This is a genomic window from Rhodoferax sp. GW822-FHT02D07, assembly GCF_058802405.1.
Genome location: NZ_JBXAOD010000003.1, coordinates 390267 through 416035 on the forward strand (window position 1 = coordinate 390267; position 25769 = coordinate 416035).

The window sequence follows — 25769 nt, forward strand, 5'->3', positions numbered from 1 at the left end:
GCCTGGGAGTCAGGCCGCGCGGGGGAAAACGCATGGGGCGGAGCGCAGAGTCGGCAATTCGGTCCAAATAAACAGCCCGGCAAGAGTGGGCGCAGCAGGCGCCTCCAGGGGGTTAAGACCCGGGGGGCTTTGTAGAATGGATTATCCATGAGCCCAAGCCCCCTCTCCCCCCCAGCATCTCCCGCCCCCATCCACTGGGCGGACACCACCCGCCAAGCCCACTTTGCCTCCTGGTTTGCCGGCGTGCAGGCCGCGCATACGCTGGACTCGTCCACCCTGGGCCTGGCCTCGGCCGACGCCAGCTTCCGCCGCTACTTCCGGGTTCAGGGCCCGCGCGGCACGCTGGTCATCATGGACGCGCCCCCGGACAAGGAAAACTGCCAGCCCTTTGTGGACATTGCCGCCCTGCTGCGCGGGGCAGGCCTGCGCGCACCCGAAATCCTGAACTGGGACCAGGCCCAGGGCTTCATGCTGCTGAGCGACCTGGGCACGCTGACCATGATGCAGCTCATGGACGCCCGCGGCGACCTGAAGCCCGCCTACAGCGTGACCGGCGAGGCCCTGAGCCCACCTCCCCTGTCGCTCTACCTGGGCGCGGTGGACACGCTGGTGCAGTGGCAACTGGCCTCCAAGCCCGGCGTGCTGCCTCCCTACGACCACGCGCTGCTGCTGCGCGAACTGGAGCTGTTTCCCCAGTGGTACCTGGGCGCGCATCGCCAGGTGACGCTGGACGCCGCCCAGCGCAAGGTACTGGACGACACGTTTGCGCTGCTGATCCAGAACAACCTGTCCTGGCCCAGCGTCTATGTGCACCGCGACTTCATGCCGCGCAACCTGATGGTGCCCCAAGACGGCCTGCCGGCCAAGCTGGACGCCACCACCTTGGGCGTGCTGGACTTTCAGGATGCGGTCTACGGTCCCATCACCTACGACATCGCCAGCCTGATGCGCGACGCCTTTGCCAGCTGGGACGAGGACTTCTGCCTGGACGTGACCATCCGCTACTGGGAAAAGGCCCGCAAGGCCGGCCTGCCCGTAGGCGATGACTTTGGCGAGTTCTACCGCGCCGTGGAGTGGATGGGCCTGCAGCGCCACCTCAAGATTGCCGGCATCTTTGCGCGCCTGACCCTGCGCGACGGCAAGCCGAAATACCTGGCCGACACGCCGCGCTTCATCCACTACATCCGCAGCACCTGCAACCGCTACCGCGAGCTCAAGCCTCTGCTGCGCCTGGTGGACCAGATCGAGGGCATCCAGGCCTCCGACGTTTTCGTCATCGGGCGTTAAGCTTTTTTGGCACCCAGCCCGCATGGATATTGCGCAAGAAGCTCCTGAAACCATAGCAAATCCCAGTCCATGCCACGCTTTTTCTGTCCCGTTCCGCTGCTGACCGGCGACCTGCTGGAGCTGCCCGCAGGGGCGGCCCGCCATGTGAAGGTGCTGCGCCTGCAGCCGGGCGATGGCATCACCCTGTTCAATGGCGAGGATGGGCGCGAGTTCGACGCCCGGGTCACCCGCATGGGCCGCAGTGATGTGCAGGTCGCAGTGGGCGAGGCGCACGCCACCGCCCGCGAGCCGGCGCGCCGCGTGCACCTGGCCGTGGGCATGCCCGCCAACGAGCGCATGGACTGGCTGGTGGAAAAGGCCACCGAGCTGGGCGTCGCCAGCATCCAGCCCCTGATGACCGAACGCAGCGTGCTGCGCCTCTCCGGCGAGCGTGCCGAGAAGAAGGTGGCGCACTGGCAGAGCGTGGCCGTGGCCGCCTGCGAGCAGTGTGGCGGCAACCTGGTACCCACCGTGCACCCGGTGCAGGGCCTGGCAGCCTGGCTCAAGGCCTTGCCCCCTGCCAGCGGCCCGCGCCTGCTGCTGTCGCTGCGCGAAGGCAGCACCGGCCTGCATGCGCCGGCCGATACCAGCCAGCCTGCACTGTTTCTGTCCGGCCCCGAGGGCGGGCTGTCACTGACGGAAGAAGATGCAGCGCTGGCCAACGGCTTTGCGCCCGTGTCGCTGGGCCCACGCGTACTGCGCGCCGAAACGGCGGCCTTGGCCGCGCTGACCACACTGGTGCTAGCCAGCTAGGCTTATTGCCCGAGCAGGGCGTCCTTGAGCTTGAAGTCAGCCGGCACAGGGCCGACCCAGATGCGGAGCACCATGTTGAAGAACTCCGCATCGCCCACAGGCGCGCCCTGGGGCTGGCCCTGGATGAAGAAGGTCGTGCCCTTGCCCGGCACGTACTCCATAGCAAAGGTGTCGCCCGAGGCCAGCTTGGAGCGGCCTGAGAAAATCTCGATCAGGCGAGTGCTGGACGCGGTGTGCTTCTGCACCAGTTCCGGCGGGGAATTGCTGTTCAAGCCCTTGATGAACGCCAGGCCCAGGTCGGTACCCGGCACATCGCGCAGGGCAACAAAGTTCAGGCGCTTGGGACCGGGTTGGGCGATCAGGGCTTCGGCGGTGCTGACCTTGGCGGGTGTGTACAACGCCAGGTCATAGACCTTGAAGATGGCCCGGTAGCGCGTGCCCATGCCATTGATGGACAGCGTGGTCCCTTGCACCACCTGTGTAGGGGGGAAGGTGCTGCTTACCGTGCTTTGGGCCTGGGCCGGCATCTGTATCGCCATACCCGACAGGGTCGCGGCCATCAGGGCTGCGCAAGCGCGGCGGTACATCAATGTCATAGAACAGCCTCCTTGGTGTGGCGGTTCGCCATCCAGGACTCCAGGGCCTCCACCGCGAGCGGACGCGCGATGTAGAAGCCCTGCAGGGTATGGCAGCCGCTCTCTCTTAAAAATGCCTGTTGTTCGACGGTCTCCACGCCCTCGGCCACCACGTTGAGGCCCAGGGCATCGGCCAGGCCGATGACCCCGCGCACGATGGCGCGCGAGTCGCTGTCCACATCGGCATCGTTCACAAAGGAACGGTCGATCTTGAGCTGGTTGGGGCGCAAGCGCTTGAGGTAGGCCAGCGAGGAATAACCGGTGCCGAAATCGTCAATCGCAATGCCCACGCCGAGCTGCCGCAGGCGTTCGATGATGCGCTGGCTGGTCTCGGTTTCTGCCATCAGCACGCTTTCGGTGATCTCGATCTCCAGCTCGCTGGGCGCAATACCACTGGCATCCAGCGCGGCCTGCAAGCTGTCGAGCAGACGGTGGTCGCGGAACTCCAGCGCCGACACATTGACCGCCATATTGCCCACCTGGATGCCGCGGGCCTTCCAGTCGGCGAGCTGGCGACAGGCCTCGCGCAGGGTCCAGACGCCCATCTCGGCGATCTTGCCGGACTCTTCGGCCAGACCAATGAACTGGCCCGGGTAAAGCAGGCCGCGCGTGGGGTGCTGCCAGCGCACCAGCGCCTCCACGGCCACCATGCGGCCGGTCTTCGCGTCCACCTGGGGCTGGTAGTGCAGCACCAGCTCGCCATGGGCAATCGCATGGGCCAGCTGCTGCTCCAGTTCCAGGCTGGCCTGCAGGCGAAAGTTGAGCTCGGAATGGAAGAAGCTGTAGCGCGCACGGCCCAGGGTCTTGGCCTGGTAGACCGCAATGTCAGCGTGCTTGACCAGGGTCTCGAAGTCCTGCGCATCCTCGGGGAACAGCGCAATGCCGATGCTGGCCGAGACACGCACCGTGGTGTTGGACAGCTCCACCGGCTCCTCCACCACGCGCAGGATGCGCTCGGCCATCTCGCCCAGCGACTCCCAGTGGTCGATATCGCGCACCATGACCAGAAATTCGTCGCCGCTCTGGCGACACACCACATCCACCTCGCGCAGCGTATCGCGCAAGCGGCGGGCGGTCTCGATCAGCAGTTCGTCACCAGCCGCATGACCCATGGAGTCGTTCACGGCCTTGAAGCGGTCCAGGTCGATGAAGAAGATGCCGAATTGCTCTTGGCTGCGGTGCGCCTGCAGCATCTCGCGTTGCACCAGGTCAGTAAACAGCGCGCGATTGGGCAAGCCGGTCAGCTGGTCGTAAAACGCCATCTGCTGCAGCTGCGCATTTTTGGTGCCGAGCTGGCCGAACAGGGTGCGCAATTCATCCTGCACGCGGCTCAGGTGGCGGCCCAGCAGGCCCAGCTCGTCCTGGCGGCGCCAGACAAAGCGGCTACGGTCGTTGGCGCTTTCCTGCCCATGGTCCAACAGAGCGGAGGCCTGCTCCTTGAGCCGTTCAATCGGGCGCAGCACGCGCGACACCAGCACCGGCATCAGCACCGCCAGAATCGCCAGCACCTGCAAGGCCACAAGCGACAGCATCTGGCTGCGCCGCGCCTGCAGCAGGCCCTGGCCATAGGTGGCGTCGAACCAGACCACCAGCGTGCCCAGCTCCTCGCCGGAACGCACCACGGTCTGGGTGCGCCGCGTCAGGTTACCCAGGCCAGTTTCGGCCACCAGGTTCTTGCCGTAGTCCGAGCGCACGCGCTCCAGCTCGGGCGTGTTGGCCAGCCCATCCTCGATGCGCACAGCCACCACCTGCGGGCTTTCCAGCAGGCGCACGGCGGCGGCATCCAGCGCCACCCGGTCCACCACCCACATGGGCTCGGCGATAGAGACGCTGCCAATCTTCATGAGCGCGGTCTCACTCTGCGCCAACAGGGCTTTCTGCGATTTCTCGGCCAGTTCCTGCTCCAGCGTAAGCAGCAACAGGGCGGGCAGGCTCACGCCCAACACGACCACCACCATCATGGTGTAACGCAGCGGGAGACCCGCACGCCAGCGGGCGCGCAGATTGGTGAAGCTCAGGGGAAAGCGGTTCATAGGGCAGCTTGCATGTCAGCCTAGCACAGGCGATGCCAGCTTCAAAAGCGCTGGTCCAGCCATTGGCGCAAGGCGGCGAACACCGGCGTGGCGTCCAGCTCGTTGAAGATCTCGTGGTAGAGGCCGTCGAAACACTGCGTGTTCACCACCGCGGTGGGGGCTGCCGCCTGAAAATCCCGGCTGCCTTGGGGGCGCACCAGGCGGTCATCTCCCGCGTACATGAGCAGGGTGGGCACTTTCCATTGCGGCGCCAGGGCCACGGTGGCTGGACCGGCGGTGGCAATGAAGCGGGCCAGGCGGCCGGAAATGCGGTCGTGCACCAACCGGTCTGCGCGGTAAGCGGCGACGACGGCCGGGTCATGGGAGATGTAATCGGCATTCAGGCCGTTGCCCACCCGCAGGTTCGGGAGGAACCTCGGCAGAATCGCCAGCAAGAGCTTCTGGAAGGCGCTGAGCCCTGGGTCCAACGCGGGCGAAGAGAGGGCCAGTGCGTCCACCTTACGCATGCCCAGCGACACAAAGCGTGCGGCCACCAAGCCACCCATGCTGTGACCCAGCACGATCAGCGGCGTGTCCTTATCCATGCGGGCGCGCGTGCTGTCCACGATGTCGGCCAAGTCATCGAGCAGGCGGGTGTCGGTGGGCAGGCTACCCGGCGCACCTCCAGACTCCCCATGGCCGCACTGGTCATACCCCCGCACCGCAAAGCCCCATTCATTGAGCTTGCGCGCCACGTGGTCGTAACGGCCCGCGTGCTCGCCCAGACCGTGCACCAGGATGACCACGCCACGCAGGCGCACGCCCGCTTCAAGGGGCCAGTCCTGAATGACCACGTTATCGCCATCGCTGGCCACAAAGGTGGTGAGGGTGGTGTCAGCGCACATGCGGGGGTGTCCAGGGTTCAGGGGAAACGGGAAATCACCTGCGCCACGGCCGCAGTGAGCTTCTTGGCATAGGGAACGTGCAAAAACTCGTTGGGGCCGTGCGCATTGCTCTTGGGCCCCAGCACGCCGCAGACCATCATCTGCGCCTTGGGAAAGCCCTTGGAGAGCATGTTCATGAGCGGGATGGTGCCGCCCTGGCCAATGTGACCACAGGGTGCACCAAAATGGGCTTGCGAGGCTTCGTTGAGTGCAGACTCGAACCAGGGTGCAGTGTCGGGGGCATTCCAGCCGGTGGCGCTGGAGAGGCCTTCAAACGTGACCTTGGCCTGGTAAGGCGCGTTGTCTTCCAACAGGGCCTTGAGCTCCTGCACCGCGTCTGCGGCTTCCACTAGGGGCGGCAGGCGCAGGCTGAGCTTGAAGGCGGTGTAGGGGCGCAGCACATTGCCGGCGTTCTTCAGGTCAGGAAACCCGTCGGCCCCGGTCACACTCAGCGTGGGTTGCCAGGTGCGCTTGAGCAGGGCTTCCAGCGGGTCGGTGGTAGTGGGCAAGGCGAAGGTGGTAGCACCGCCGCAGTCGTAATGCGCCCAGGGGAAGCGCTTGAACAGCTCCTGCCCCAGGATGGCGGCCGTGGCCTGAGCCTGCCGCAGGCGCTCGCCCGGCACCTCGCAATGGAAGCTTTGCGGCAGCAGGCGGCCGGTGGCGCTGTCTTCCAGGCGGTCCAGCACCTGGCGCATGATGCGAAAGCTGGAGGGCACCAGACCGCTGGCATCGCCGGAGTGAATGCCTTCGGTGAGGATTTCCACCTTGAGCACGCCACTGGCCATGCCGCGCAGGCTGTTGGTGAGCCAGAGCTGGTCGTAGTTGCCGGCGCCCGAGTCCAAGCAGACCACCAGCCCCACATCGCCCAGGCGCGGCTTGAGGATGTCGATATACGGAAGCAGGTCGTAGGAGCCGCTTTCCTCGCATGTCTCGATGAGGCCGACCACGCGCGGGTGCGCCACGTTCTGGCTCTTGAGCGCCTGCAGGGCGGCAATGGCGGCGTAGGCGGCATAGCCGTCGTCGGCGCCACCACGGCCATAGAGCTTGCCGTCTTCGTACTTGGGGGTCCAGGGGCCTAGGTCATTGCGCCAGCCCGAAAACTCGGGCTGCTTGTCCAGGTGGCCATACATGAGCACGGTCTGGGCCGAGGCACTGCCGCTGGCCGCAACCTCGAAGAAGATGACCGGCGTGCGGCCTTCCAGGCGCACCACCTCCAGCGTGAGGCCGGCGACCTTCTGGGATTCAATCCACTGCGCGGTGTTGCGCACCACGGTATCTATATAGGCACCCGTCGCCCAATCGGCATCGAACATGGGGGACTTCGCGGGGATGCGGATGTAGTCTTCCAGACGGTGAACAATGTCACGGTCCCAGGCTTGGCTGACCTGTTCCAGCGCTTGTGGCGCGTTCAAGGCGGCGGATGGTAGGCGGGCGTTCATAGCGAACTCCTGGTTCGGCGGAATTGCGAAAACGCCATCATGCCATGGGCGCAAGTCCTTTCGGCTGTGGCAAACCCTCAACGCGCCAACGACTTGCGCCAGCGCAAACCGGCGCGCGTCGCGCCAGGCGCGGCTCCGCCGCGGGGCCGGTATTCGCAACCGACCCAGGCGCCATAGCCCAGCTGGTCCAGCAACTCCAGCAGGTAGCCGTAGTCCAGCTCCCCGCCATCGGGCTCCTGGCGTTCGGGCACGCTGGCAATCTGGATGTGCCCCACCGCCCCCGTGGGCAGGTACTGGCGGAGCTTGCTGGCCACATCGCCCTCGGTCACCTGGCAGTGGTACAGGTCCATCTGCACCCTGACATTCTCTGCCCCTACCTCGGCAACAACGGCATGCGCCTGGGCCTGGTGACGCAGAAAGTAGCCGGGCATGTCGCGCGGGTTGATGGGTTCGATCAGCAGGGTACAGCCCTGGGGCGCAGCCTGCTGCGCTGCCCAGCGCAGGTTCTCTATATAGGTGGCGTGCAGCGCGGCCGTGTCGGCGCCCGGCGCCACCAGCCCCGCCATCACGTGGATGCGCGGACAGTCCAGCGCACGGGCATAGCGCAAGGCCTCGTGGATGCCGGTGCGGAACTCCGCCTCGCGCCCCGGCAGACAGGCGGTACCGCGCTCGCCCCGGTCCCAGGCACCCGCCATGCTGTCCCGGTCTAGCCCCGCTGGCGGCGCATTGAGCAGCACCTGCTGCAAGCCGGCCTGGCGCAAGGCCTGGCCAATGGCCTCAAGCTCCCAGGCGTAGGGAAAGAGGAATTCCACCCCGGCAAACCCGTCTTCGGCCGCCGCCGCAAAGCGCTCCAGAAAGGGCAGCTCGTTGTAGAGAAAACTCAGGTTGGCTGCGAAGCGGGGCATGGCAGTCAGCGGGATAGCTTGTAGACCGAGGTACCAGCACGCAGATTGGGCGCCAGGCGCACCGTGCTGCCCTCCTGCAAGCCAAAGCTGTCGAGCACCCGCAGGCCATTGCGCTGCGCCAATACCGCCAGGTCGGCATGGGTACCCACTCGGATATTGGGCGTGTCGTACCACTGGTAGGGCAAGCGCCGGGTGACCGGCATGCGGCCCTGCAAGATGCTCAGGCGGTTGGGCCAGTGCGCGAAATTGGGAAAGGCCACCACGCCCACGCGCCCCACGCGCACAGTCTCGCGCAACATGGTTTCGGCATTGCGCAGATGCTGCAAGGTGTCGATCTGCAGCACCACATCAAAGCTCGCGTCCTCGAACATGCTCAGGCCCTGGTCCAGGTTGAGCTGCAGCACATTGACGCCGCGCTGCACGCAGGCCAGCACATTGGCGTCGTCCAGTTCCACGCCATAGCCGCTGCAGCCGCGCTCGCGCTGCAAGTGGTCCAGCAAGGCGCCATCGCCACAGCCCAGATCCAGCACCCGCGAACCTTCGGGCACCAAACTGGCAATCGCGTGCAAGGTGTTCATATCCGTCATGCTGCGACCTCCACGCTGCGCGCAATGCTATCGAAGTAGGAGCGCATGACGCCCATGTAACGCGGGTCATCCAGCAAAAAGGCATCATGCCCGTGCGGCGCATCAATCTCCGCGTAGCTGACCTCGCGCCGGTTGTCGAGCAGGGCCTTGACGATTTCGCGGCTGCGCTTGGGGCTGAAACGCCAGTCGGTGGTGAAACTCACCAGCAGGAACTTGCAGGCCGCGCGCGCCAACGCTTGGCTCAGGTCGCCACCATGGGCCTTAGCCGGGTCGAAATAGTCGAGCGCACGCGTGATCAGGAGGTAGGTGTTCGCGTCGAAGTACTCGGCAAACTTGTCGCCCTGGTGGCGCAGGTAGCTCTCGATCTGGAACTCCACGTCCTGCGTGCTGTACTTGTAGCCGTTGGCACTGGCCAGCACAGCATCCTTGAGCTCGCGACCGAACTTCTCGTTCATCACATCGTCGCTCAGGTAGGTGATGTGGCCAATCATGCGGGCGATGCGCAGGCCGCGCTTGGGCACCACGCCATGGGCGTAGAAGTGGCCGCCATGGAAGTCTGGGTCGGTCACGATGGCGCGGCGCGCCACCTCGTTGAAGGCAATGTTCTCGGCCGTGAGGTTGGGCGCGCTGGCCACCACCACCGCATGGCGCATGCGATCCGGGTATTGCAGCGTCCAGCTCAACGCCTGCATGCCCCCCAGGGAGCCGCCCAGCACCGCGGCCAGGGTCTGGATGCCCAGCGCGTCGAGCAGGCGGGCCTGGGCGTTGACCCAGTCTTCCACCGTCACCACCGGGAAGTCGGCGCCATAGACCTGGCCGGTGTTGGGGTGCGTATGCATGGGGCCGGTGGAGCCAAAGCAGGAGCCCAGGTTGTTCACGCCGATGACAAAGAACTTGTCGGTATCCACCGACTTGCCGGAGCCGATCATGTTGTCCCACCAGCCCTCGCTCTTGTCCTGCCCCGCATAGACGCCGGCCACATGGTGGGAGGCGTTGAGCGCGTGGCAGACCAGCACGGCGTTGGACTTGTCGGCATTCAGGGTGCCGTAGGTCTCGTAACTCAGGGAATAGCCATGGATGGACGCCCCGCCCTGCAACTGCAGAGGGGCGTCAAAGCGCATGGACTGGGGCGTGGCAATCAGCATAAAAAACAAAACCCGGCAACGCTAAACGCGGGCCGGGTTGCAATACCTGAGGGCGGGTCCGTGTTTAGCTGAATTTATTAAGCGCCCGCAAGCTGGAGCAAATTGGCGCTGTGAGCATTCAGTATAGCAAAGGGCCTTGTTTCGCTAGCCCAGCACCTGCGCCCAGGTGGCCGACACGGCAGCCTGCGCAAAGCGGGGAACCACGGCGGTTTGCGCCGCCGCCACCCTGTCGGCATGGCGGGTGGGCTGCGCCAGCAGCGAAGCGAACTCGGCACTGCGGATGTCGGTGAAGTACGCACCGAACTCGGCATAACTGTCCAGCCGGTCCGCCGCCGTGGGCAGGCCCAGCGCCAGCGCGGTGACGAGGCGGTTGGCGCTGACCGCCATTTTTCGCGGATCCCGGGGGTCACTCGGGATCAGGCACACATCCGACTGCTGCGCGGCCTCCCACATGGTGTCGATGGACCACTCGGCCACCAGAATGTCCAGCGGAACCCTAGCCTCTATGGGCCGCTGTGTGAGTATTTCCAGCCCCGCCTGGTTGGAGAGAACGATCAGGCGCAGGGGCTGGTCAGCCACCAGCCCCTCCTCCAGAAAGGCACGCAGGTAGGCGACGTTGCTGGCGTGGCCAAACCACAGCGCCGTCACCGGCTCGCCATGGCTTGTTTTGGGTGCGACGCAATCCACTTCAATGGCATCAGGCACCACCTGCACCGGCCCCTGCCAATGGGCAAACAGCAGGCGTTGCATGCACGACGACGGCACCGTATAGGCATCGGCCAGCGGCAGCACCGACGCGTAGAAGCCCGACATGACGGACGCGTAGCCCAGATGGTGGTCGGTGTAATCCACCCAGATGGAAGCGCCCCGGCTTTTGGCCTGCGCAATCTGCGCCAACCACTGTGGCTGGCGCACCGCAATGTCATGCCCGCCGATTTTGGTCACCACCACGCGGTCCGGCGTACCCTGCACCTCCTCGCCCCAGCTCGTCGTGTAGCCCGCAGCCTCCAGCGCCCTCAGGGCGGGCAGCGCGCGCATGCGCACGCTCGCGAGGTTGGAACGGGCCAGATCAGCGGCACTCTCGAAGTGCCCCGCCATCAGAAAATGCAGGTGCCGCATGGGGCCGTGCTCAGGCCGGGGCGCCTGCGCTCAAACCCAGGTAAGCCTCGTAGAGGTCCGCAAAGCGCAAGGTGTCGCGGGTGCCGACCATGACGGTTTGCAGGTAGGGCAGGTACTTGCGGCCTTGGTCGTCCATCTGGGCCATCTTGTTGTCAATGCCTTCGTCCTGGCTGAAGGAGAGAAACTCTCCCTCCTTGTAGGTCGAGTACATGGAGGGCAGCCACAGGTTCACCTGGTCAAACATCACCTGGATACCCTTGGGCGAGAAGCGGAAGTAATCGTCCGGGTACTTGTGATACCGCCACACCCAGGGGTGGCAGGAGTAGATGACGCCCCGCTCGGACAGCAGGGTCTGGATGTTGGCCGCCAGCACCCAAGGCCTGGGCGAGTGCTCCAGCACCGAGCAGATGATGATGAGGTCGAACTTCTGGTCCTTGATGGGGCCCAGGTCCTCCTCGAGGTTGACTACGTAATCGACGTTCTTGCCGTCTTCCAGGTCCACACCGACGTACTCGCAATGGCTGAACAGCTCGCGGAAGGGCTGGGTGTTGCCGTAGTCCTTGGAGCCGATTTCCAGCACCCGGCCCGAGAAACCCCGGAACACCCGCTGCGCGAACAAGAACTGGTTGACGTCACCCATAGTGCCTCCACAAGACGGCCGAATGGCCCCGGAGCAGTCTATGGGAGGCGCAGGCGCGCCATCCCTGCGTAACGCCGGGCTTACGCCCCTATTTCAGAGGATCAGGCCAGCAGCGCGTAGAGCCCCAGTCCCGCAAAGATCAGGGCGGACACGATGTGCACCACCTTGAGCGGCACCAGGCGCGTCATGCGCTCGCCCAGCCAGACCACGGGGGCGTTGGCCAGCATCATGCCCAGCGTGGTACCGGCAACCACCCAAAAGTAGGCGTGGTACTTGGCCGCCAGCATGACGGTGGCGATCTGGGTCTTGTCGCCCATCTCGGCCAGGAAGAAGGCGATCACGGTGGTACCGAACACGCCCCAGCGCGGCTGGTCGTCAGCCTCTTCGTCATCGATCTTGTCGGGAATCAGCATCCACACCGCCATGGCGATGAAGGAGCCGCCCAGGATACAGCGCAGCACGTCGGGGCCGATGACCGTGGTCACCCAGGCACCGAGCGCACCGGCCATGGCGTGGTTGACCAGGGTGGCGACCAGAATGCCCCACACGATGGGCCAGGGCTTGCGAAACCGCGCGGCCAGCAAGAGCGCGAGCAGCTGCGTTTTGTCGCCCATTTCAGCGAGCGCGACGATACCTGTGGAGATGAAGAATGCTTCCATGAATGAAAAGTCCATGGCCGGGGACAGATACCTATGACTGCACGACACCCCCGGCCAAATACATCGGAGGCGTGCAGTCAAAGGTCTCGCCAAGACCCGCGTGACGGGCCCTGCTTGCGCCATGGGCGCCGTTCCCGGCACCACAAGTCTGTTGACGCAAGCCCCTCTCAGTGAAGAAGGGCGGCTACTCCCCAATGACAGCCGCCATTGTAACCGGAGGCACGGGTTTCCACCTAGTCCCAAACTGGCGCAGTTTTTGCTTCATTTTGGTGCATTCGTTGAATTCCCAGCGGATTTGCACCAATAAGCAGCAGTAACACGATAGAGGAACGTATGGAAGCACTCAAACAGGGCGCAGACGCCTTGTTCATCCTGCTCGGCGCCATCATGGTCTTGGCCATGCACGCCGGTTTTGCCTTTCTGGAGCTGGGCACGGTTCGCCGCAAGAACCAGGTCAATGCGCTGGTCAAGATCCTGGTGGACTTCTCGGTCTCCACCGTGGTGTATTTCGCCGTCGGCTACGGCGTGGCCTATGGCACGCACTTCTTTGTGGGCGCCGAGCAACTCGCCGCCCAGAACGGCTATGCGCTGGTGAAGTTCTTCTTCCTGCTGACCTTTGCCGCCGCCATCCCGGCCATCATTTCGGGTGGCATTGCCGAGCGGGCCAAGTTCTGGCCCCAGCTGATTGCCACGGCCGTCATCGTCGGCCTGGTCTACCCCTTCTTCGAGGGTATTGCCTGGAACCAGCACTTTGGCGTGCAGGCCTGGCTCAAGGACCTGACCGGCGCCGAGTTCCACGACTTTGCCGGCAGCGTGGTGGTGCACGCCGTGGGCGGCTGGATTGCGCTGGGCGCCGTGCTGCTGCTGGGCGCGCGCAGCAACCGCTACCGCAAGGACGGCGCGATCTCGGCACACCCGCCATCGAGCATTCCCTTCCTCGCGCTGGGCGCCTGGATCCTGACCGTGGGCTGGTTCGGCTTCAACGTCATGAGCGCGCAGACGCTGGACAAGATCAGCGGCCTGGTCGCCGTGAACTCGCTCATGGCCATGGTGGGCGGCACGCTGGTGGCCCTGCTCATGGGCAAAAACGACCCCGGCTTTGTGCACAACGGCCCGCTGGCCGGCCTGGTGGCGGTGTGCGCGGGTTCGGACCTGATGCACCCGCTGGGCGCGCTGGTGGTGGGCGGCGTGGCCGGCGCCATCTTTGTGGTGATGTTCACGCTAACGCAGAACAAGTGGAAGATCGACGACGTGCTGGGCGTCTGGCCGCTGCATGGCCTGTGCGGCACCTGGGGCGGCATCGCAGCCGGCCTGTTTGGCAGCCAGGCCCTGGGCGGGCTGGGCGGCGTGAGCCTGGGCGCGCAGGTGATCGGCACCCTGATGGGCGTGGCCTGGGCTGCCGCCGGTGGCTTTGTGGTCTATGGTGCGCTCAAGGCAACCACCGGTCTGCGCCTAAGCCAGGAAGAGGAATTTGACGGCGCCGACCTCTCCATCCACAAGATCAGCGCCACGCCAGAGCGCGAAGCGAACTGGTAATTGCTATTGAAACAGGAGCTGCTCGCGCACTATTCATGGGGGCCACAACCCTATTTGACCAGAAAGCTCCGTTCCAGCGCCCTACGCGCCCACGGCCCCAGGGACCAGGGGCCGCAGCCGTAAAGCGCTAGGCCGGCCAGCAGCACGCCCCAGGTGACGTGCTGCTGCAGGGCAGCCGGGGCGATCTCCATCAGCGAGGCCACGGCCACCAGGTTGACCACGCTCAGGCCCAGGGCCGCAAAGCGCCCGACCAGCCCCAGCACCAGCAACACGGGCAAGCCCAGCTCACCCGCCGTACCCAGCACGGCTGCCACCGGCGGCGACAGCAGGGGCACGTGGTACTCGTCGGCAAACAGGGCCAGCGTGATGTCCCAGTCGCGCAGCTTGGTCAGGCCCGACAGAAAGAATGCCTGCGCCACATAGAGGCGCGCCAGCAACGCAGCCAGCGGCTGCAAAGCCTCCAGGCCGCGCACCAGCCAATCCCATAGCGCAAAGGCACGGCCCAGCAGGGTGGTGGAAGCCTGGGGCAGGGACGGCAGGGTGGTTGGTGTCATGGCAAACCTCATCAGCAAACAGTGGGGGACATCGGGAGCACAGCCAGCAGCAGGCCGCTTTGCACGGCCTGGGCCAGCCAGGCTTGCACGTCGAGGGCGGGGGCCGCGTCCAGCGCCGGGCCCAGGGCCTGGCCCGCCAGCAGCGCCGCCACAAAATCGGCCTCGCCGGGCACCGCCGCCCGCACGCAGGGGCGAAAGCTCTGGCGCCAGACCAGCACGTCTTCCGACTGCCCGGCCCGCAGCCGCGCGCCAGCCTCGGACAGGCTGGGACCATCATCACGGTGCGCCAACAGGATGCTGGCCACCGGCCAGGGGCTGCGCAGCAGCCAGGTGCCGGGCGCCAGGCGGAGATGCAGGGTGTCCAGTTCCTGGCTGCCCAACAGGGCGAGGCTGTCAGCCTGCAGCGCGGCGTCGGCCGCCGCGGCGCACGTGTGCAGCGCCCACTCGGCGCGGGCCACGTCCGGCAGGTAGGGCTCGTCCGCCAGCTGCGCGCTGGCAGCCACGAAGTCGGGCAGGGCATCGCCCCAATGCGCCAAGTCCCCACACTCTGGCGGAGTCGCATGCCAAAGGGCGTGCGCCAGGTCGGCAAAGCTCTCTTCACCCAGCATTCGCTCCAGCACCGGGTAGGCCGCCTGCAGCGTGCGCCGAGCTAGCGCGTGGCCATTGGACTGATAGGCTTTGAGGCCTCTACCCCGCATGGAATCCGCGCGAGTAGCTATGAATTCAGTAGCAACAGCAGTCTGCGGAGAGAACAAACTCTCCAGCAGCGCCTGCTGTTGGCGGGCCAGCGCGCTCATGCGGCCAGCTCCTGCGGACCCAGCACTTCGTGCGCAGCCTGCCGGGCCAGGTCTGCCTCGTCTAGCAGCACATCCAGCGCGGGCACATCGGTGTCCCACTCCACCAGCGTAGGTACGGGGCCAAACCGTTGCAGGGCATGCCGGTGCAGCGCCCAGACGGCGGGGCTCACGCGGCTCCCATGGTCGTCGATGACGATCTCGCCGTGCGCATCAGCCACATGGCAATGCCCGGCCACATGCAGCTCGCCCACCACCTCGGGCGCAATGGCATCCAGCCAGGTGCGACAGGCCTGCAGCGGGTCTCGCGCGGCCCCGGCGAGCTGGGCGTTGCGCGCATTCACATAGATGTTGTTCACATCCACCAGCAAGAGGCAACCGGTGCGGCGCGCCAGTGCGCTGAGGAATTCGGGCTCGGACCAGTCGTGCGCGTCCGCATCGTTCCAGCCCAGGTAGGCCGAGAGGTTTTCCACCATGAAGCGGCGCTGCAGGCGGTCCTGCACCTGCTGCACATGGCGGCACAGCACGTCCAGCGCTTCGTCCGAGAAAGGAATGGGCAAGAGATCGGAGCCATGCACCGTCTGCGCGCCCACCCGACCGCGCGCAAAGCAGGCGTGGTCGCTGACGCGCACAGGGTCTATGCGTTGCACCAACTGCGCAAGCTGCTCCAGGTGCCAGGGGTCCAGCCCCACCGCCGAGCCCAGGGACAGGCCCACGCCGTGCAGGCTGACGGGGTAGTGAGCGCGGCCCTGCTCCAGCACGGCCAGAGCGGCACCGCCCTCGGCAAAGAAATTTTCAGAATGGACTTCCAGAAAGTCCAGTGCGGGCTGCCGCTGCAGCAGCTCCGCGTAATGGGGATGCCGCCACCCGATGCCCACCTCCGCAGGGGAGGTCGGCGCCAGGATTGGAGTGAGGGTGGCGGACATGGTGCAGACCGTTGGCCGAGCTCAGCTCTTCATCTTCTTGGCTTCGTCCATGGACATGCCCTTCATGTCCTTGCAGGTGCCCTTGGCCACGTACTTCCATTCGTCCTTGCCCATGTCCACCTTGGACTGGCCGGCGCAGGAATGCGTGCCCGACAGGTTGGCGCAGTCGTTTTGGCCGGCCTTGGCAATACCGAAACACTTTTCTTTCTCTTGCGCAGCCACGGGTGCGGAAGCGAGGGCCAGGGTCATCAGGCTGGCAGCGGTGGCGGCGATCAGGGCGCGTTGGTTCATGGAAAACTCCTGTTGGAACGTTGAATACAACCAGTACAGCTGCCAGGTGCGGGATTGCGCCGTGGCTACTGGTTGAGCTTTAGTCCCGCAGGGCATTTTTTTCTTACAGCCTCCACGCAAAAAGTTTTCGCGCGGCCCAAAACCGTACACTGCGCGCACATCCCAAGGCCCACCCCATGCCCAGCTTCGAACAACAGGTCGCTGACCTACGTGACTACCTGCTCAAGTTCGCGCGCCTGCAGCTGCGCAACGAAACATGGGCCGAGGACGCGGTGTCCGACACCGTGCTGGCTGCCATTGCCAAGCCCCAGGCCTTTGACAACCGCTCCCAGCTCAAGACCTGGCTGGTGGGCATCCTCAAGCACAAGATCATTGACGCCCTGCGCCACCACAGCCGAGAGGCGACCAGTCTGGACCGCAGTCCCGACGCACAGGCTGACCCGCTGGACCTGATGGCCTTTACCGCCGATGGCCACTTCAGCGAGCTGCCCGCCGAATGGGGCAACCCCGAGCAAGACACTAGCCAGCGCCAGTTCTTTGAGATCCTGGAGGCCTGCACCAGCCTGCTGCCCGCCGTGCAGGGGCGTTTGTTCCTGATGCGGGAATGGCTGGAGCTCTCCAGCGAAGAAATTTGTAAGGAATTGCAGCTCACGCCGACCAATCTGTACGTGCAGCTGCACCGGGCCCGCCTGCGTTTGCGGGAGTGCCTGGAGCAACGCTGGTTTGCAAAGGCCGTTCACCCATGATGCCATTTCGAAGAACCTGCAAGGAAGCCGCCGCCCTGATGGTGGCGCGCGAAGACCGGGCTCTGCCTTGGACTGACCGGCTTGCGCTGCGCCTGCACTTGGCAGCCTGCGCAGCCTGCCCGCGCTTTGAACGCCAGATCCTGACCCTGCGCAACGGCCTGCAAGCGTGGCGCAATTACAGCGATACCCCCACTTCTGCATCGGTTACCACAGAAAAATCAAAAAAATAGCCACCTCTCAAAAAACTGGCGCATAATGGTTCGGCATTGCCCGGCAAACGGGCGTGCAAGTTTGCGGTGTTTAGTCAGTTTCGCGTCTGCTTTAAGTCTTCACTGGTTTGTTGATTGCGGTTAAAGACTCCATCGCGTTTTGAGTTATTTTGAGGAGTCCCTCCATGGGCAACAAACTTTACGTAGGCAACCTGCCTTATTCCTTCCGTGACGAAGACCTGCAACAAGCGTTTTCCCAGCACGGTTCCGTCTCCAGCGCCAAGGTCATGATGGAACGCGACACTGGTCGCTCCAAGGGCTTCGGCTTCGTGGAAATGGGCAGCGACGCTGAAGCCCAAGCCGCGATCAGCGCCATGAACGGTCAACAATTCGGTGGCCGTGGCCTCGTGGTGAACGAAGCCCGTCCCATGGAACCCCGTCCTCCCCGTTCCGGCGGCTTCGGCGGCGGCGGCGGTGGTGGCTTCGGTGGCGGTCGCTCTGGTGGCGGCGGCTTCGGTGGCGGCCGTTCCGGTGGTGGCGGCTACGGCGGCGGTGATCGCTCCGGTGGCGGCGGCTACGGTGGTGGCGACCGCTCCGGCGGTGGCGGCTATGGCGGCGGCGGCCGCGGCGGCTACTAAGCCCTCGGCTTAGACCCAACAAAAAAGGGACCTTCGGGTCCCTTTTGCATTGGTAGCTGCCAAAACAACAGCCCCGTTGTCAGCTACCGTCCTGCCGGCGCTTGCGGGGACGCCCGGCCAGCACCTTGTCAAACAGCGCATTGGGCAAGGCCCGCAGCAGCTTGGCCACCACACCCATTTGCCATGGAATCACGCAGTAGCTCGCGCCCTGTGCAATGGCCCGGAATGCCCGGTCCGCAAATACCTCGGGCTGCATCAGAAAGGGCATGCTGTAACGGTTTTGCTGCGTGAGCGGGGTGTCAATGTAGCCAGGGCACAACGTCACCACCTTCACGCCACTGCTGCGCAACTCGCCCCGCAGCGATTCGCAGTAGGCAATGACGGCCGCCTTGCTCGCGCAGTAGGCGCCATGACCCGGCAGGCCGCGGATGCCGGCCACGCTGCCGATCCCCACCAACGCACCACTACCCCGCTGCTCCATCGCCGCAACAAAAGGATGGAAGGTGGCGGCCAAACCCAGGTTGTTGGTGGCGAAGGTGCGGGCCATGACATCCAGATCTCCGCGGATGGCAGTGTCCATGCCAACACTGATACCTGCGTTGGCAATAACCACATCCGGCACGCCCTGCGCGGCGATGCAGGCCTGCCCTGCCGCCACGATGCTGTCCACCTCGGCCACATCCGCACGGTAGATGCGGTAGCGGGCGGCATCCAGCTGCTGCGCCTGGGCCCATGCCTCAATCTCTTCCGTCCGGCGGGCAACCAGTGCCAAGGCGTAACCCGCCTGGTAGTAGCGCCAGGCCAGGGCCTGGCCGATGCCACTGGAGGCTCCGGTAATGAAGATCAGGGGTGCCATGCAGTACTCCAGAAAAGAGAAAACGGTCAGCGAGACTCAGGCACCAGCGTGCCACGCACGCGGCCGCGCAATTGCATCACCTGGTCCACATTGTCAAAGTCCATGGCATCCGCCGTGAACCGGTCCTTGCCACGCGTGAGTTCCACCGGCTGATTGGAGCGCACAATCTCCTCGTCCAGAAAGGCGTGCAGGAACTCGCCACGGTATTCCATGCGGGGAAGGGGCTTGCCCGCCGCATTTTTGTCGGCCTCTCGAACCACCACGGCTTTGCCCAGCAGCTGGACTTCGGAACCTTTGTCATTGGTCAAACCACGCAGGGCACTGGCGGTGGTAAGTCGCCCCTGGGCGTCGAAGGAACGGATACGGATACCCTCGATCTCGATCCACTTGGTATCCGGGTAATGGCGTGCCACGTTGCCCTGCACCTCCGAACGCATGCGGCCCTGGACGTCATAGGTCTTGATGGAGAAACCGTGCATGAAATAGTCCGGCTCGTGGCCGCGCACACGCTCGGCCTGGGCAACTTCGGGTGCAGGCGTGCTGCGCACCAGCCAGTAGGTGCCCAGAGCCAGGGTGGCCATCACCATCAGGGGCAGATAGAGCAGGAAGCGCTCCCAAGCTTCGTAGACGATGTTTCTCACGGAAGGCTCATTCGGTATAGGCGGCCAGCAGCTCTGCATAACGGCCACTGGCCACGAGCAGCAGATCGCAAAGCTCGCGCACCGCGCCATGACCACCAGCCACTGCCGTGATGTGGTGGGCCGCGCCCAGCACTTCCGCATGGGCATTGCTCGGCGCGCAGGCCAGGGCCGCGCGTCGCATCACCGGCAGGTCGGGCCAGTCGTCGCCCATGGCTGCGGCTTGCGACCATTCCAGCCCGAGGGTCTGCAGCGTCTGCTCGGCCGCAGGGCGCTTGTCTTCGGTGCCGAAATGGGCATGCGTCACGCCTAGGGCCTGCAAGCGCACACGCAATGGCTGCGAGTCGCGCCCGGTGATGATGACGGGCGTGATGCCGGCCTTCTGCAAGAGCTTGAGGCCATGGCCATCCAGCGTGTTGAAGCGCTTGAGGGTCTCCCCCGTCTCCGAAAACAGAAGACCGCCGTCGGTGAGCACGCCGTCCACATCAAAAAAAACCACGCGTACGCTTTGCGCGCGCAGCAGCAGGTCGGGGGCGAATTGCAATACCGGTCCAGCCATCAGATGACTTTCGCGCGCATGAGGTCGTTGCTGTTGAGCGCGCCACACAGCGCGCCCGTCGCGTCCGTCACCAGCACGCTGGTGATGCGTTTGGCCTCCATGAGGTCGGCTGCATCCACAGCCAATGCGTCCGCGCCTATGGTGTGGGGCTTGGCGTGCATCACGTCCTGCGCGGTCTTGCTGCGCAGGTCGGCGCCCTGCTCGACCAGGCGGCGCAGATCCCCGTCGGTGAAGATGCCCAGCACCTGGTCGGCAGCGTCAACCACCGCGGTAGCGCCCAGGCCCTTGGCGCTCATTTCGCGCATCAGCTCACTAAAGCTTGCTCCGGGCGCCACGCGCGGCACACCATCGCCGGTGCGCATCACATCGCTCACATGGGTGAGCAGCTTGCGGCCCAGCGCACCGCCTGGGTGGGAGCGCGCAAAGTCTTCGGCGCGAAAGCCGCGCGCATCCAGCAAGGCCACGGCCAAAGCATCGCCCATGGCCAGCTGGGCCGTGGTACTGGCGGTAGGTGCGAGATTCAGCGGGCAGGCCTCCTTGGCCACGCCGGTGTCAATCCAAAGGTCAGCGTAGCGCGCCATGGTGGACTCGGGGTTGCTAGTCATGGCGACCAGCGACGCGCCCAGACGCTTGAGCACCGGCAGGATGACGGCCATTTCCTGCGACTCACCGCTGTTGGAAATCATGAGCACCAGATCCGTGCCGGTGACCATGCCCAAGTCACCATGGCTGGCCTCGCCGGGATGCACGAAGAAGGCAGGCGTTCCGGTGGAAGCCAGGGTGGCAGCGATCTTTCGGCCTACATGGCCGCTCTTACCCATGCCCATGACGACCACCCGGCCCTGGATGGCGAGGATGCGCTCGACGGTCTGCACAAAGGGCTCGCCAATGCGGTCCTTGAGACCCAGCACGGCGGCGGCCTCGATGTCAAAGGTGTCCTTGGCCAGGGCTAGAACCCGGTTTGTCCGCGCGGTGGAGGCAGCAGAAGAGCTGCTTGCAAGTACTGTCATTCGGGCATTTTATCGGCGCGCATGTCTCTTGCTAGGATGCTGGCATGACCGGACTGGAAATCACCCTGCTCTATCTGCTGGCGGCCGTGCTGGGCGTGGTGGTATGCCGCTCGCTCAAGCTGCCCCCCATGCTAGGCTATCTGGCGGTGGGCGTGGTCATAGGCCCGAACGCGCTGGCACTCTCGCAAAACTCCGAAGCCGTGCGCCACCTGGGCGAGTTTGGCGTGGTGTTCCTGATGTTTGTGATCGGATTGGAATTCAATCTGCCGCGCCTGCGTGCCATGCGCCAGCATGTATTCGGGCTGGGCCTGCTGCAGGTGGTGGTGACGATCTGCCTGGCCACCGCCGCCACACTAGGCTTGGCGCTGCTGGTGCCGCGCATCTGGACCATGGAGTGGCAGGCCGCGCTGGCGCTGTCCTGCGCGCTGGCCATGAGCAGCACGGCCATCGTAGTCAAACTCATGGTGGAGCGGCTGGAACTAGAGTCCGAGCATGGCAAGCGCGTCATGGGCGTGCTGCTGTTCCAGGATTTGGCCGTGGTGCCGCTGCTGGTGCTAATCCCTGCCCTGGGTGCTTCGGGCGAGCAGCTGTTTGAGGCGCTGGCCTGGGCCGGACTGAAAGCCATGGTCCTGGTTACCGTGCTGATGGTCGGCGGTCAGCATGTCATGCGGCGCTGGCTCACGCTGGTGGCACGACGCAAGAGCGACGAGCTGTTTGTGCTCAACCTGTTGTTCATCACCCTGGGCCTGGCCTGGCTCACCGAACTGGCCGGCCTGAGCCTGGCGCTGGGCGCGTTTATTGCGGGCATGCTGATCTCGGAGACTGAATACAAGCATCAGGTGGAGACCGATATCCGGCCCTTCCATGACGTGCTGCTGGGCCTGTTCTTCATCTCAATCGGCATGCTGCTGGACTGGCGCCTGGTACTGGAGCGCTGGCCCATGGTGCTGCTGCTCGTGGCACTGCCGATTCTCTTCAAGGCTGCGCTGGTCACGGCACTGGCCAAGGCCCTGGGCGCGTCCTCGGGCGTGGGCCTGCGCACCGGCCTCTATCTGGCGCAGGCCGGCGAGTTCGGCTTTGTGCTGCTGACACTGGCGCAGAAGAACGCATTGGTACCGCCCGCGCTGCTCAACCCCATCCTGGCCAGCATGGTGCTGTCCATGCTGGCCACACCCTTCATCGTGATGTACAGCAACCGCATCGTGATGAAACTGGTCAGCAGCGAGTGGCTGCTGCAATCGCTGCAGATGACCACCATCGCGCGCAAGTCTATCAGCGCCAACCAGCACGTCATCATCTGCGGCTTTGGCCGCTGCGGCCAGAACCTGGCGCGCGTGCTGGAACACGAAGGCATTCCCTACATGGCGCTGGACCTGGACCCAGACCGCGTGCGCCAGGCCGCCGCGGCCGGGCATTCGGTGGTGTTTGGCGACGCGGCCCGGCTGCAGGCCCTGATGGCAGCGGGCCTGGCCCGTGCCAGCGCCGTGGTCATCACTTACCTAGGTGAGGGCGCGGCACTCAAGGTTCTGGGCAACACCCATGCGCATGCGCCCCAGGTACCCGTCATCGTACGCACCCAGGACGACCACGCGCTGGACAAACTGCGCGCAGCCGGTGCCACCGAGGTGGTGCCCGAAGCCATTGAAGGCTCGCTGATGCTGGCTAGCCATGCGCTGGCCCTGGTGGGCGTGCCCATGCGGCGCGTGATCCGCATCGTGCAGGATCAGCGCGACGCACGCTACAACCTGCTGCGCGGCTTCTTCCATGGTGCGGACGACGATTCGGTGGATGAGTTGCAGCAGGAGCGTCTGGTCACGCTGACCCTGCCGCTGGCGGCCAAGGCGGCGGGCAAGCCGCTCTCGCATTTCGATCTGGAGGCACTGGACATCCGCGTAATGAGCCTGCGCCGGCAAAGCGGTGATACCACTAACGTAGCGCCGGACACGGCACTCCAGGGCGGCGACACACTGGTGCTCTCGGGCAAGGCCGGTGCACTGGCGGTAGCCGAGCAGAAGTTGCTCAAAGGCTAACCCGGCGGGCCGCCTTATGGGCACAATAGCGCCTGTTTTAGGCGCCTGCCTTATTTTTCCCGACATCACCCCATGCAAAACCAAACCGTCGCCGACTACCTCAGGGACCATATCCGCACCGTGCCCGATTGGCCCGCCCCCGGGGTGCAGTTCCGCGACATCACCACCTTGCTGCAGAACGCCAAGGTGTTCCGCGTGCTCATCGATGCCTTTGTGCACCGCTACATGGACCCCGCCATGCGCCCCGACGTGGTGGCCGGACTGGATGCGCGCGGTTTCATCCTGGGCGCCGTGGTGGCCTATGAGCTCAATATCGGCTTTGTGCCCATCCGCAAGAAAGGCAAGCTGCCCTTCACCACGGTGGAAGAGACCTATGAGCTGGAATACGGCAGCGCCACGGTGGAGCTGCACACCGACGCCGTCAAGGCCGGTGACCGCGTGCTGCTGATCGACGACCTGATCGCCACGGGCGGCACGATGATGGCCGGCAAGAAGCTGCTCGAGCGCCTGGGCGCAGTCGTCATGGAAGGCGCGGCGATCGTGGACCTGCCCGAGCTGGGCGGCTCAGACCGCCTGCGCGAGGCAAGTCTGCCCTTGTTCACCTTGGTCGACTTCAGCGGCCACTAAACCCCGCGCGGCGGCTTAGTTCAGGTCGCCGTACTGCGTGCCGCTGAGCGGCGAGTTGCGGTCGTCCATCTCCGTGTCCTGAAAGCTGGGCGGCGCCGGATTACGGCGGCCCGAGCGCACGATTTCGCCCGGTGCGGACAGCGCGGCCGGTGATGGAATGGCCGCCAGCGCCTGCTTGAAGGCCGCAACTTCATCGGCCTGCAAAGGCTCATAGCGAGGTGCCGCAGCTGCGGGCGCACCACCGGCTGGAGCGGCAGCAGGCGCCTCAGCCTGTGCGCTGCGTCTCAGGCCGGCTGTCACATGTTCGTTCACCCGCCAGTAGACCGCCGTGACGAGGATGTCGTGGCGCGACTTGGCGACTTTGGCGATATGGCTTTCCATGTCGGCCAGGCGTTGCGGGTCGCCCACGTTCTGGCGCGCCATGTCCATCATGATGAGGTACTGGCGCCCGCGGGAATCGAGCGAGAGCACCTTGAACTTGTAGCTGGTCGAGAGCAGACCGGCGCGTGTCATGGATTCGCGCACCACCGTGTAGAGCAGCTCGCGGCGTTCCAGTCGTTCGTGCCTGCGATTGGCGGGGCTGCCCGGTGGCACCGAATTCGGTCCCCTGGAACGCGATTTGCCATTCTGGTTAAAAGGCAGGGTGGCATCCATATGCCCCAGACTTGAACTCTCGGCAGCGAGGGGAGGAAGCTGCGGCTTCTTGGTGAACCAACCGAACAGGGACATTGTTATTGCTTTCGGAACCAGGTTGCAGCGGAGTGTAGTGCAGGCTATTTGCCAATGCAAAACTTGGAAAAGATGACGCCCAGCAAGTCATCCGAGCTGAATTCGCCCGTGATGCGATTGAGCGCGTTCTGTGCCAGCCGCAGCTCTTCGGCCAGCAAATCCAGTGCTCCCGCAGCGTCAGCCAAATGGACATGCGCCTCCACGAGATGGACATCGACCTCTCGCAGGGCTTGAAGGTGGCGCTCCCGGGCCATGAAACCGCCACTGGCTGCAGGCTGCCAGCCTGCAGCCTCCATCAGGCGTTCACGCAGCGTTTCCAGCCCCAGCCCCATCTTGGCGGACAGCACCACGCCCTCCGCAGGGGCAACGATCTGCGCGGCATCCGATTTATTCCAGACATGGATAATCGGGATGGATTTAGAGAGTCTTTGGGCCAGGGCCCGCGTAATATCTTCGTCAGCAGCTATGTATTCAGTAGCATGCAGGCGGGTCAGATCGTGCAGAAACAGCACAGCATCCGCCGCTTCGATCGCGGCCCACGCGCGCGCGATGCCAATCTGCTCCACCGCGTCCTCGCTATCGCGCAAGCCCGCCGTGTCCACCACATGGATGGGAATGCCGTGGATCTGTATGGTCTGCTGCACCTTGTCGCGCGTGGTGCCAGCAATCGGGGTGACGATGGCCAATTCGGCCCCGGCCAGCGCATTGAGCAGTGAAGACTTGCCGGCATTGGGCTGCCCGGCAATCACCACCGTGATGCCTTCACGCAGCAACGCGCCTTGGCGCGCCTGTTGCAGCACGGTCTGTACGGTCTGTTGCAGGCGCTGCAGCTGGCCCTGGGCATCGGCCTTTTGCAGGAAGTCGATTTCCTCTTCAGGAAAGTCCAGCGTGGCCTCAACCAGCATGCGCAGATGTACCAGGGCGTCGAGCAAGCCATGCACCTGTTTGGAGAAAGCACCCGCCAACGACTGGGTCGCGCTTCGTGCAGCCGCCTCGGTACTGGCATCGATCAGGTCGGCAATGGCCTCGGCTTGGGTCAGGTCGATCTTGCCGTTAAGGAAGGCACGTTGGGAGAACTCGCCGGCCTCGGCAATGCGCAGGCCGGGCAGCAGGGCTGGGCCGGTAGCTGCCACCCTGTGTGCCGCCAGCTCAAGGCAGCGCGCGACCAGCAGCTGCAGTACCACGGCACCGCCATGGGCCTGTAATTCCAGCACGTCTTCGCCGGTAAAGGAATGGGGGCCCGGAAAGTACAAGGCCAGCCCCTGGTCCAGGGGCTGGCCTTGTGCGTCGGGAATCGGCAAGTAGGTGGCTTCCCGCGGGCGCAGACTGCGGCCCAGCAGGGCCTGGACAAAGCCCGAAAGGTCTTTGCCACTGAGCCGGACAATACCCACGGCACCCCGTCCGGGGGCCGTGGCCACAGCCACAATGGGGTCGCTCTGGCGTGTCAGCACAAGGCTACCCC

28 protein-coding genes and 1 riboswitch are annotated in these 25769 nt (G+C 64.9%); of the genes, 8 read left to right on the top strand and 20 right to left on the bottom strand.

The features are described from left to right. The first annotated feature begins 147 nt into the window (after positions 1 to 147). Both AC1RNN_RS10010 and AC1RNN_RS10015 read left to right on the top strand, forming a co-directional pair. Positions 148 to 1287, top strand: a complete 1140-nt coding sequence (locus AC1RNN_RS10010; RefSeq protein ID WP_493088647.1) for an aminoglycoside phosphotransferase family protein — start codon at positions 148 to 150, stop codon at positions 1285 to 1287. Positions 1288 to 1356: 69 nt separating this feature from the next. Next, positions 1357 to 2079: a 16S rRNA (uracil(1498)-N(3))-methyltransferase gene (locus AC1RNN_RS10015; protein WP_493088649.1), complete on the top strand. Its 723-nt coding sequence runs from the start codon at positions 1357 to 1359 to the stop codon at positions 2077 to 2079. 2 nt (positions 2080 to 2081) lie between these two features. Here the strand turns inward: AC1RNN_RS10015 and AC1RNN_RS10020 are convergent, their stop codons facing one another. The 10 genes from AC1RNN_RS10020 to AC1RNN_RS10065 all read right to left on the bottom strand — a co-directional run bounded on the left by AC1RNN_RS10020 (position 2082) and on the right by AC1RNN_RS10065 (position 12164). Next, positions 2082 to 2675, bottom strand: a complete 594-nt coding sequence (locus tag AC1RNN_RS10020; RefSeq protein WP_493088651.1) for a chalcone isomerase family protein — start codon at positions 2673 to 2675, stop codon at positions 2082 to 2084. Continuing rightward, positions 2672 to 4747, bottom strand: coding sequence for a putative bifunctional diguanylate cyclase/phosphodiesterase (locus tag AC1RNN_RS10025; protein WP_493088652.1), 2076 nt, complete (start codon positions 4745 to 4747; stop codon positions 2672 to 2674). The genes AC1RNN_RS10020 and AC1RNN_RS10025 overlap by 4 nt, the downstream gene beginning before the upstream one ends. A 41-nt stretch (positions 4748 to 4788) precedes the next feature. Continuing rightward, positions 4789 to 5631 carry an alpha/beta hydrolase gene (locus AC1RNN_RS10030; protein ID WP_493088654.1) on the bottom strand — a complete coding sequence of 281 codons (843 nt, stop codon included), beginning with the start codon at positions 5629 to 5631 and terminating at the stop codon, positions 4789 to 4791. Between the two features lie 17 nt (positions 5632 to 5648). Continuing rightward, the gene (locus tag AC1RNN_RS10035) at positions 5649 to 7109 is read right to left on the bottom strand and encodes a M20/M25/M40 family metallo-hydrolase (protein WP_493088656.1); all 1461 of its coding nucleotides are present in this window, start codon (positions 7107 to 7109) and stop codon (positions 5649 to 5651) included. Positions 7110 to 7186: 77 nt separating this feature from the next. Continuing rightward, positions 7187 to 8014, bottom strand: a complete 828-nt coding sequence (gene otnI, locus AC1RNN_RS10040) for a 2-oxo-tetronate isomerase (RefSeq protein WP_493088657.1) — start codon at positions 8012 to 8014, stop codon at positions 7187 to 7189. A 5-nt stretch (positions 8015 to 8019) separates the two neighbouring features. Then, positions 8020 to 8601, bottom strand: coding sequence for a methionine biosynthesis protein MetW (metW, locus tag AC1RNN_RS10045; RefSeq protein WP_493088658.1), 582 nt, complete (start codon positions 8599 to 8601; stop codon positions 8020 to 8022). After that, positions 8598 to 9746: a homoserine O-succinyltransferase MetX gene (gene metX / locus AC1RNN_RS10050; protein ID WP_493088660.1), complete on the bottom strand. Its 1149-nt coding sequence runs from the start codon at positions 9744 to 9746 to the stop codon at positions 8598 to 8600. Before metX ends, metW begins: the two co-directional genes overlap by 4 nt. 144 nt (positions 9747 to 9890) lie before the next feature. Beyond that, positions 9891 to 10865, bottom strand: coding sequence for a hypothetical protein (locus AC1RNN_RS10055; protein WP_493088661.1), 975 nt, complete (start codon positions 10863 to 10865; stop codon positions 9891 to 9893). Between the two features lie 10 nt (positions 10866 to 10875). Further along, positions 10876 to 11505 carry a class I SAM-dependent methyltransferase gene (locus AC1RNN_RS10060; protein WP_493088662.1) on the bottom strand — a complete coding sequence of 210 codons (630 nt, stop codon included), beginning with the start codon at positions 11503 to 11505 and terminating at the stop codon, positions 10876 to 10878. A 101-nt stretch (positions 11506 to 11606) separates the two neighbouring features. Further along, entirely contained in the window at positions 11607 to 12164 is a 558-nt protein-coding gene (locus AC1RNN_RS10065) for a TMEM165/GDT1 family protein (RefSeq protein ID WP_493088663.1), read from the bottom strand. 6 nt (positions 12165 to 12170) lie between these two features. Continuing rightward, a riboswitch (yybP-ykoY riboswitch) is annotated at positions 12171 to 12369 on the bottom strand. Between the two features lie 128 nt (positions 12370 to 12497). On the opposite strand from AC1RNN_RS10065, the gene AC1RNN_RS10070 reads away from it, so the two are divergent. Further along, positions 12498 to 13700, top strand: coding sequence for an ammonium transporter (locus AC1RNN_RS10070; protein WP_493088664.1), 1203 nt, complete (start codon positions 12498 to 12500; stop codon positions 13698 to 13700). A gap of 50 nt (positions 13701 to 13750) precedes the next feature. Here the strand turns inward: AC1RNN_RS10070 and AC1RNN_RS10075 are convergent, their stop codons facing one another. Genes AC1RNN_RS10075 through AC1RNN_RS10090 form a run of 4 tightly spaced genes read right to left on the bottom strand, consistent with a single transcriptional unit; the run spans position 13751 to position 16265 of the window. Next, positions 13751 to 14254: a DoxX family protein gene (locus AC1RNN_RS10075; protein WP_493088665.1), complete on the bottom strand. Its 504-nt coding sequence runs from the start codon at positions 14252 to 14254 to the stop codon at positions 13751 to 13753. Between the two features lie 11 nt (positions 14255 to 14265). After that, positions 14266 to 15051 carry an HvfC/BufC family peptide modification chaperone gene (locus AC1RNN_RS10080; protein WP_493088666.1) on the bottom strand — a complete coding sequence of 262 codons (786 nt, stop codon included), beginning with the start codon at positions 15049 to 15051 and terminating at the stop codon, positions 14266 to 14268. Further along, complete coding sequence (bufB, locus tag AC1RNN_RS10085) at positions 15048 to 15974, bottom strand: MNIO family bufferin maturase (RefSeq protein ID WP_493088667.1); 927 nt, start codon at positions 15972 to 15974, stop codon at positions 15048 to 15050. Before bufB ends, AC1RNN_RS10080 begins: the two co-directional genes overlap by 4 nt. A gap of 21 nt (positions 15975 to 15995) precedes the next feature. Continuing rightward, positions 15996 to 16265 (bottom strand): BufA1 family periplasmic bufferin-type metallophore, encoded by a 270-nt coding sequence (locus tag AC1RNN_RS10090; protein ID WP_493088669.1) that lies wholly within the window; start codon positions 16263 to 16265, stop codon positions 15996 to 15998. Positions 16266 to 16441: 176 nt separating this feature from the next. Between AC1RNN_RS10090 and AC1RNN_RS10095 the strand changes: the two genes are divergently transcribed. The 3 genes from AC1RNN_RS10095 (at position 16442) to rbp (ending at position 17858) form a co-directional block, all read left to right on the top strand. Beyond that, complete coding sequence (locus AC1RNN_RS10095) at positions 16442 to 17011, top strand: sigma-70 family RNA polymerase sigma factor (RefSeq protein ID WP_493088670.1); 570 nt, start codon at positions 16442 to 16444, stop codon at positions 17009 to 17011. Beyond that, the gene (locus AC1RNN_RS10100) at positions 17011 to 17241 is read left to right on the top strand and encodes a zf-HC2 domain-containing protein (protein WP_493137393.1); all 231 of its coding nucleotides are present in this window, start codon (positions 17011 to 17013) and stop codon (positions 17239 to 17241) included. The genes AC1RNN_RS10095 and AC1RNN_RS10100 overlap by 1 nt, the downstream gene beginning before the upstream one ends. Before the next feature lie 164 nt (positions 17242 to 17405). Further along, positions 17406 to 17858 (top strand): RNA-binding regulator, encoded by a 453-nt coding sequence (gene rbp / locus AC1RNN_RS10105; protein WP_493088674.1) that lies wholly within the window; start codon positions 17406 to 17408, stop codon positions 17856 to 17858. A 79-nt stretch (positions 17859 to 17937) separates the two neighbouring features. On the opposite strand, the gene AC1RNN_RS10110 is transcribed toward rbp, so the two are convergent. Genes AC1RNN_RS10110 through AC1RNN_RS10125 form a run of 4 tightly spaced genes read right to left on the bottom strand, consistent with a single transcriptional unit; the run spans position 17938 to position 20921 of the window. Continuing rightward, complete coding sequence (locus tag AC1RNN_RS10110) at positions 17938 to 18714, bottom strand: SDR family oxidoreductase (RefSeq protein ID WP_493088676.1); 777 nt, start codon at positions 18712 to 18714, stop codon at positions 17938 to 17940. A 26-nt stretch (positions 18715 to 18740) separates the two neighbouring features. Then, entirely contained in the window at positions 18741 to 19394 is a 654-nt protein-coding gene (lptC, locus tag AC1RNN_RS10115; RefSeq protein ID WP_493088678.1) for an LPS export ABC transporter periplasmic protein LptC, read from the bottom strand. Next, the gene (locus tag AC1RNN_RS10120) at positions 19363 to 19911 is read right to left on the bottom strand and encodes a KdsC family phosphatase (RefSeq protein ID WP_493088680.1); all 549 of its coding nucleotides are present in this window, start codon (positions 19909 to 19911) and stop codon (positions 19363 to 19365) included. The genes lptC and AC1RNN_RS10120 overlap by 32 nt, the downstream gene beginning before the upstream one ends. Beyond that, positions 19911 to 20921 (bottom strand): KpsF/GutQ family sugar-phosphate isomerase, encoded by a 1011-nt coding sequence (locus AC1RNN_RS10125; RefSeq protein WP_493088682.1) that lies wholly within the window; start codon positions 20919 to 20921, stop codon positions 19911 to 19913. Before AC1RNN_RS10125 ends, AC1RNN_RS10120 begins: the two co-directional genes overlap by 1 nt. A 44-nt stretch (positions 20922 to 20965) precedes the next feature. Between AC1RNN_RS10125 and AC1RNN_RS10130 the strand changes: the two genes are divergently transcribed. Continuing rightward, the gene (locus tag AC1RNN_RS10130) at positions 20966 to 22951 is read left to right on the top strand and encodes a monovalent cation:proton antiporter-2 (CPA2) family protein (protein ID WP_493088684.1); all 1986 of its coding nucleotides are present in this window, start codon (positions 20966 to 20968) and stop codon (positions 22949 to 22951) included. A 72-nt stretch (positions 22952 to 23023) separates the two neighbouring features. Beyond that, on the top strand, positions 23024 to 23578 hold the full coding sequence (locus AC1RNN_RS10135) for an adenine phosphoribosyltransferase (protein ID WP_493088686.1): 555 nt from the start codon (positions 23024 to 23026) through the stop codon (positions 23576 to 23578). Positions 23579 to 23593: 15 nt separating this feature from the next. Here AC1RNN_RS10135 and AC1RNN_RS10140 read toward each other — a convergent pair whose 3' ends face one another. Then, the gene (locus AC1RNN_RS10140) at positions 23594 to 24307 is read right to left on the bottom strand and encodes a hypothetical protein (protein ID WP_493088687.1); all 714 of its coding nucleotides are present in this window, start codon (positions 24305 to 24307) and stop codon (positions 23594 to 23596) included. Positions 24308 to 24351: 44 nt separating this feature from the next. After that, positions 24352 to 25758 carry a tRNA uridine-5-carboxymethylaminomethyl(34) synthesis GTPase MnmE gene (gene mnmE / locus AC1RNN_RS10145; RefSeq protein WP_493088689.1) on the bottom strand — a complete coding sequence of 469 codons (1407 nt, stop codon included), beginning with the start codon at positions 25756 to 25758 and terminating at the stop codon, positions 24352 to 24354. Between the last annotated feature and the right edge of the window lie 11 nt (positions 25759 to 25769).

Coding starts and splice junctions, on each gene's coding strand:
- AC1RNN_RS10010 (WP_493088647.1), top strand. CDS start 148: ATGAGCCCAAGCCCCCTCTCCCCCCCAGCATCTCCCGCCCCCATCCAC.
- AC1RNN_RS10015 (WP_493088649.1), top strand. CDS start 1,357: ATGCCACGCTTTTTCTGTCCCGTTCCGCTGCTGACCGGCGACCTGCTG.
- AC1RNN_RS10020 (WP_493088651.1), bottom strand. CDS start 2,675: ATGACATTGATGTACCGCCGCGCTTGCGCAGCCCTGATGGCCGCGACC.
- AC1RNN_RS10025 (WP_493088652.1), bottom strand. CDS start 4,747: ATGAACCGCTTTCCCCTGAGCTTCACCAATCTGCGCGCCCGCTGGCGT.
- AC1RNN_RS10030 (WP_493088654.1), bottom strand. CDS start 5,631: ATGTGCGCTGACACCACCCTCACCACCTTTGTGGCCAGCGATGGCGAT.
- AC1RNN_RS10035 (WP_493088656.1), bottom strand. CDS start 7,109: ATGAACGCCCGCCTACCATCCGCCGCCTTGAACGCGCCACAAGCGCTG.
- otnI (WP_493088657.1), bottom strand. CDS start 8,014: ATGCCCCGCTTCGCAGCCAACCTGAGTTTTCTCTACAACGAGCTGCCC.
- metW (WP_493088658.1), bottom strand. CDS start 8,601: ATGACGGATATGAACACCTTGCACGCGATTGCCAGTTTGGTGCCCGAA.
- metX (WP_493088660.1), bottom strand. CDS start 9,746: ATGCTGATTGCCACGCCCCAGTCCATGCGCTTTGACGCCCCTCTGCAG.
- AC1RNN_RS10055 (WP_493088661.1), bottom strand. CDS start 10,865: ATGCGGCACCTGCATTTTCTGATGGCGGGGCACTTCGAGAGTGCCGCT.
- AC1RNN_RS10060 (WP_493088662.1), bottom strand. CDS start 11,505: ATGGGTGACGTCAACCAGTTCTTGTTCGCGCAGCGGGTGTTCCGGGGT.
- AC1RNN_RS10065 (WP_493088663.1), bottom strand. CDS start 12,164: ATGGAAGCATTCTTCATCTCCACAGGTATCGTCGCGCTCGCTGAAATG.
- AC1RNN_RS10070 (WP_493088664.1), top strand. CDS start 12,498: ATGGAAGCACTCAAACAGGGCGCAGACGCCTTGTTCATCCTGCTCGGC.
- AC1RNN_RS10075 (WP_493088665.1), bottom strand. CDS start 14,254: ATGACACCAACCACCCTGCCGTCCCTGCCCCAGGCTTCCACCACCCTG.
- AC1RNN_RS10080 (WP_493088666.1), bottom strand. CDS start 15,051: ATGAGCGCGCTGGCCCGCCAACAGCAGGCGCTGCTGGAGAGTTTGTTC.
- bufB (WP_493088667.1), bottom strand. CDS start 15,974: ATGTCCGCCACCCTCACTCCAATCCTGGCGCCGACCTCCCCTGCGGAG.
- AC1RNN_RS10090 (WP_493088669.1), bottom strand. CDS start 16,265: ATGAACCAACGCGCCCTGATCGCCGCCACCGCTGCCAGCCTGATGACC.
- AC1RNN_RS10095 (WP_493088670.1), top strand. CDS start 16,442: ATGCCCAGCTTCGAACAACAGGTCGCTGACCTACGTGACTACCTGCTC.
- AC1RNN_RS10100 (WP_493137393.1), top strand. CDS start 17,011: ATGCCATTTCGAAGAACCTGCAAGGAAGCCGCCGCCCTGATGGTGGCG.
- rbp (WP_493088674.1), top strand. CDS start 17,406: ATGGGCAACAAACTTTACGTAGGCAACCTGCCTTATTCCTTCCGTGAC.
- AC1RNN_RS10110 (WP_493088676.1), bottom strand. CDS start 18,714: ATGGCACCCCTGATCTTCATTACCGGAGCCTCCAGTGGCATCGGCCAG.
- lptC (WP_493088678.1), bottom strand. CDS start 19,394: ATGCAGAGCTGCTGGCCGCCTATACCGAATGAGCCTTCCGTGAGAAAC.
- AC1RNN_RS10120 (WP_493088680.1), bottom strand. CDS start 19,911: ATGGCTGGACCGGTATTGCAATTCGCCCCCGACCTGCTGCTGCGCGCG.
- AC1RNN_RS10125 (WP_493088682.1), bottom strand. CDS start 20,921: ATGACAGTACTTGCAAGCAGCTCTTCTGCTGCCTCCACCGCGCGGACA.
- AC1RNN_RS10130 (WP_493088684.1), top strand. CDS start 20,966: ATGACCGGACTGGAAATCACCCTGCTCTATCTGCTGGCGGCCGTGCTG.
- AC1RNN_RS10135 (WP_493088686.1), top strand. CDS start 23,024: ATGCAAAACCAAACCGTCGCCGACTACCTCAGGGACCATATCCGCACC.
- AC1RNN_RS10140 (WP_493088687.1), bottom strand. CDS start 24,307: ATGTCCCTGTTCGGTTGGTTCACCAAGAAGCCGCAGCTTCCTCCCCTC.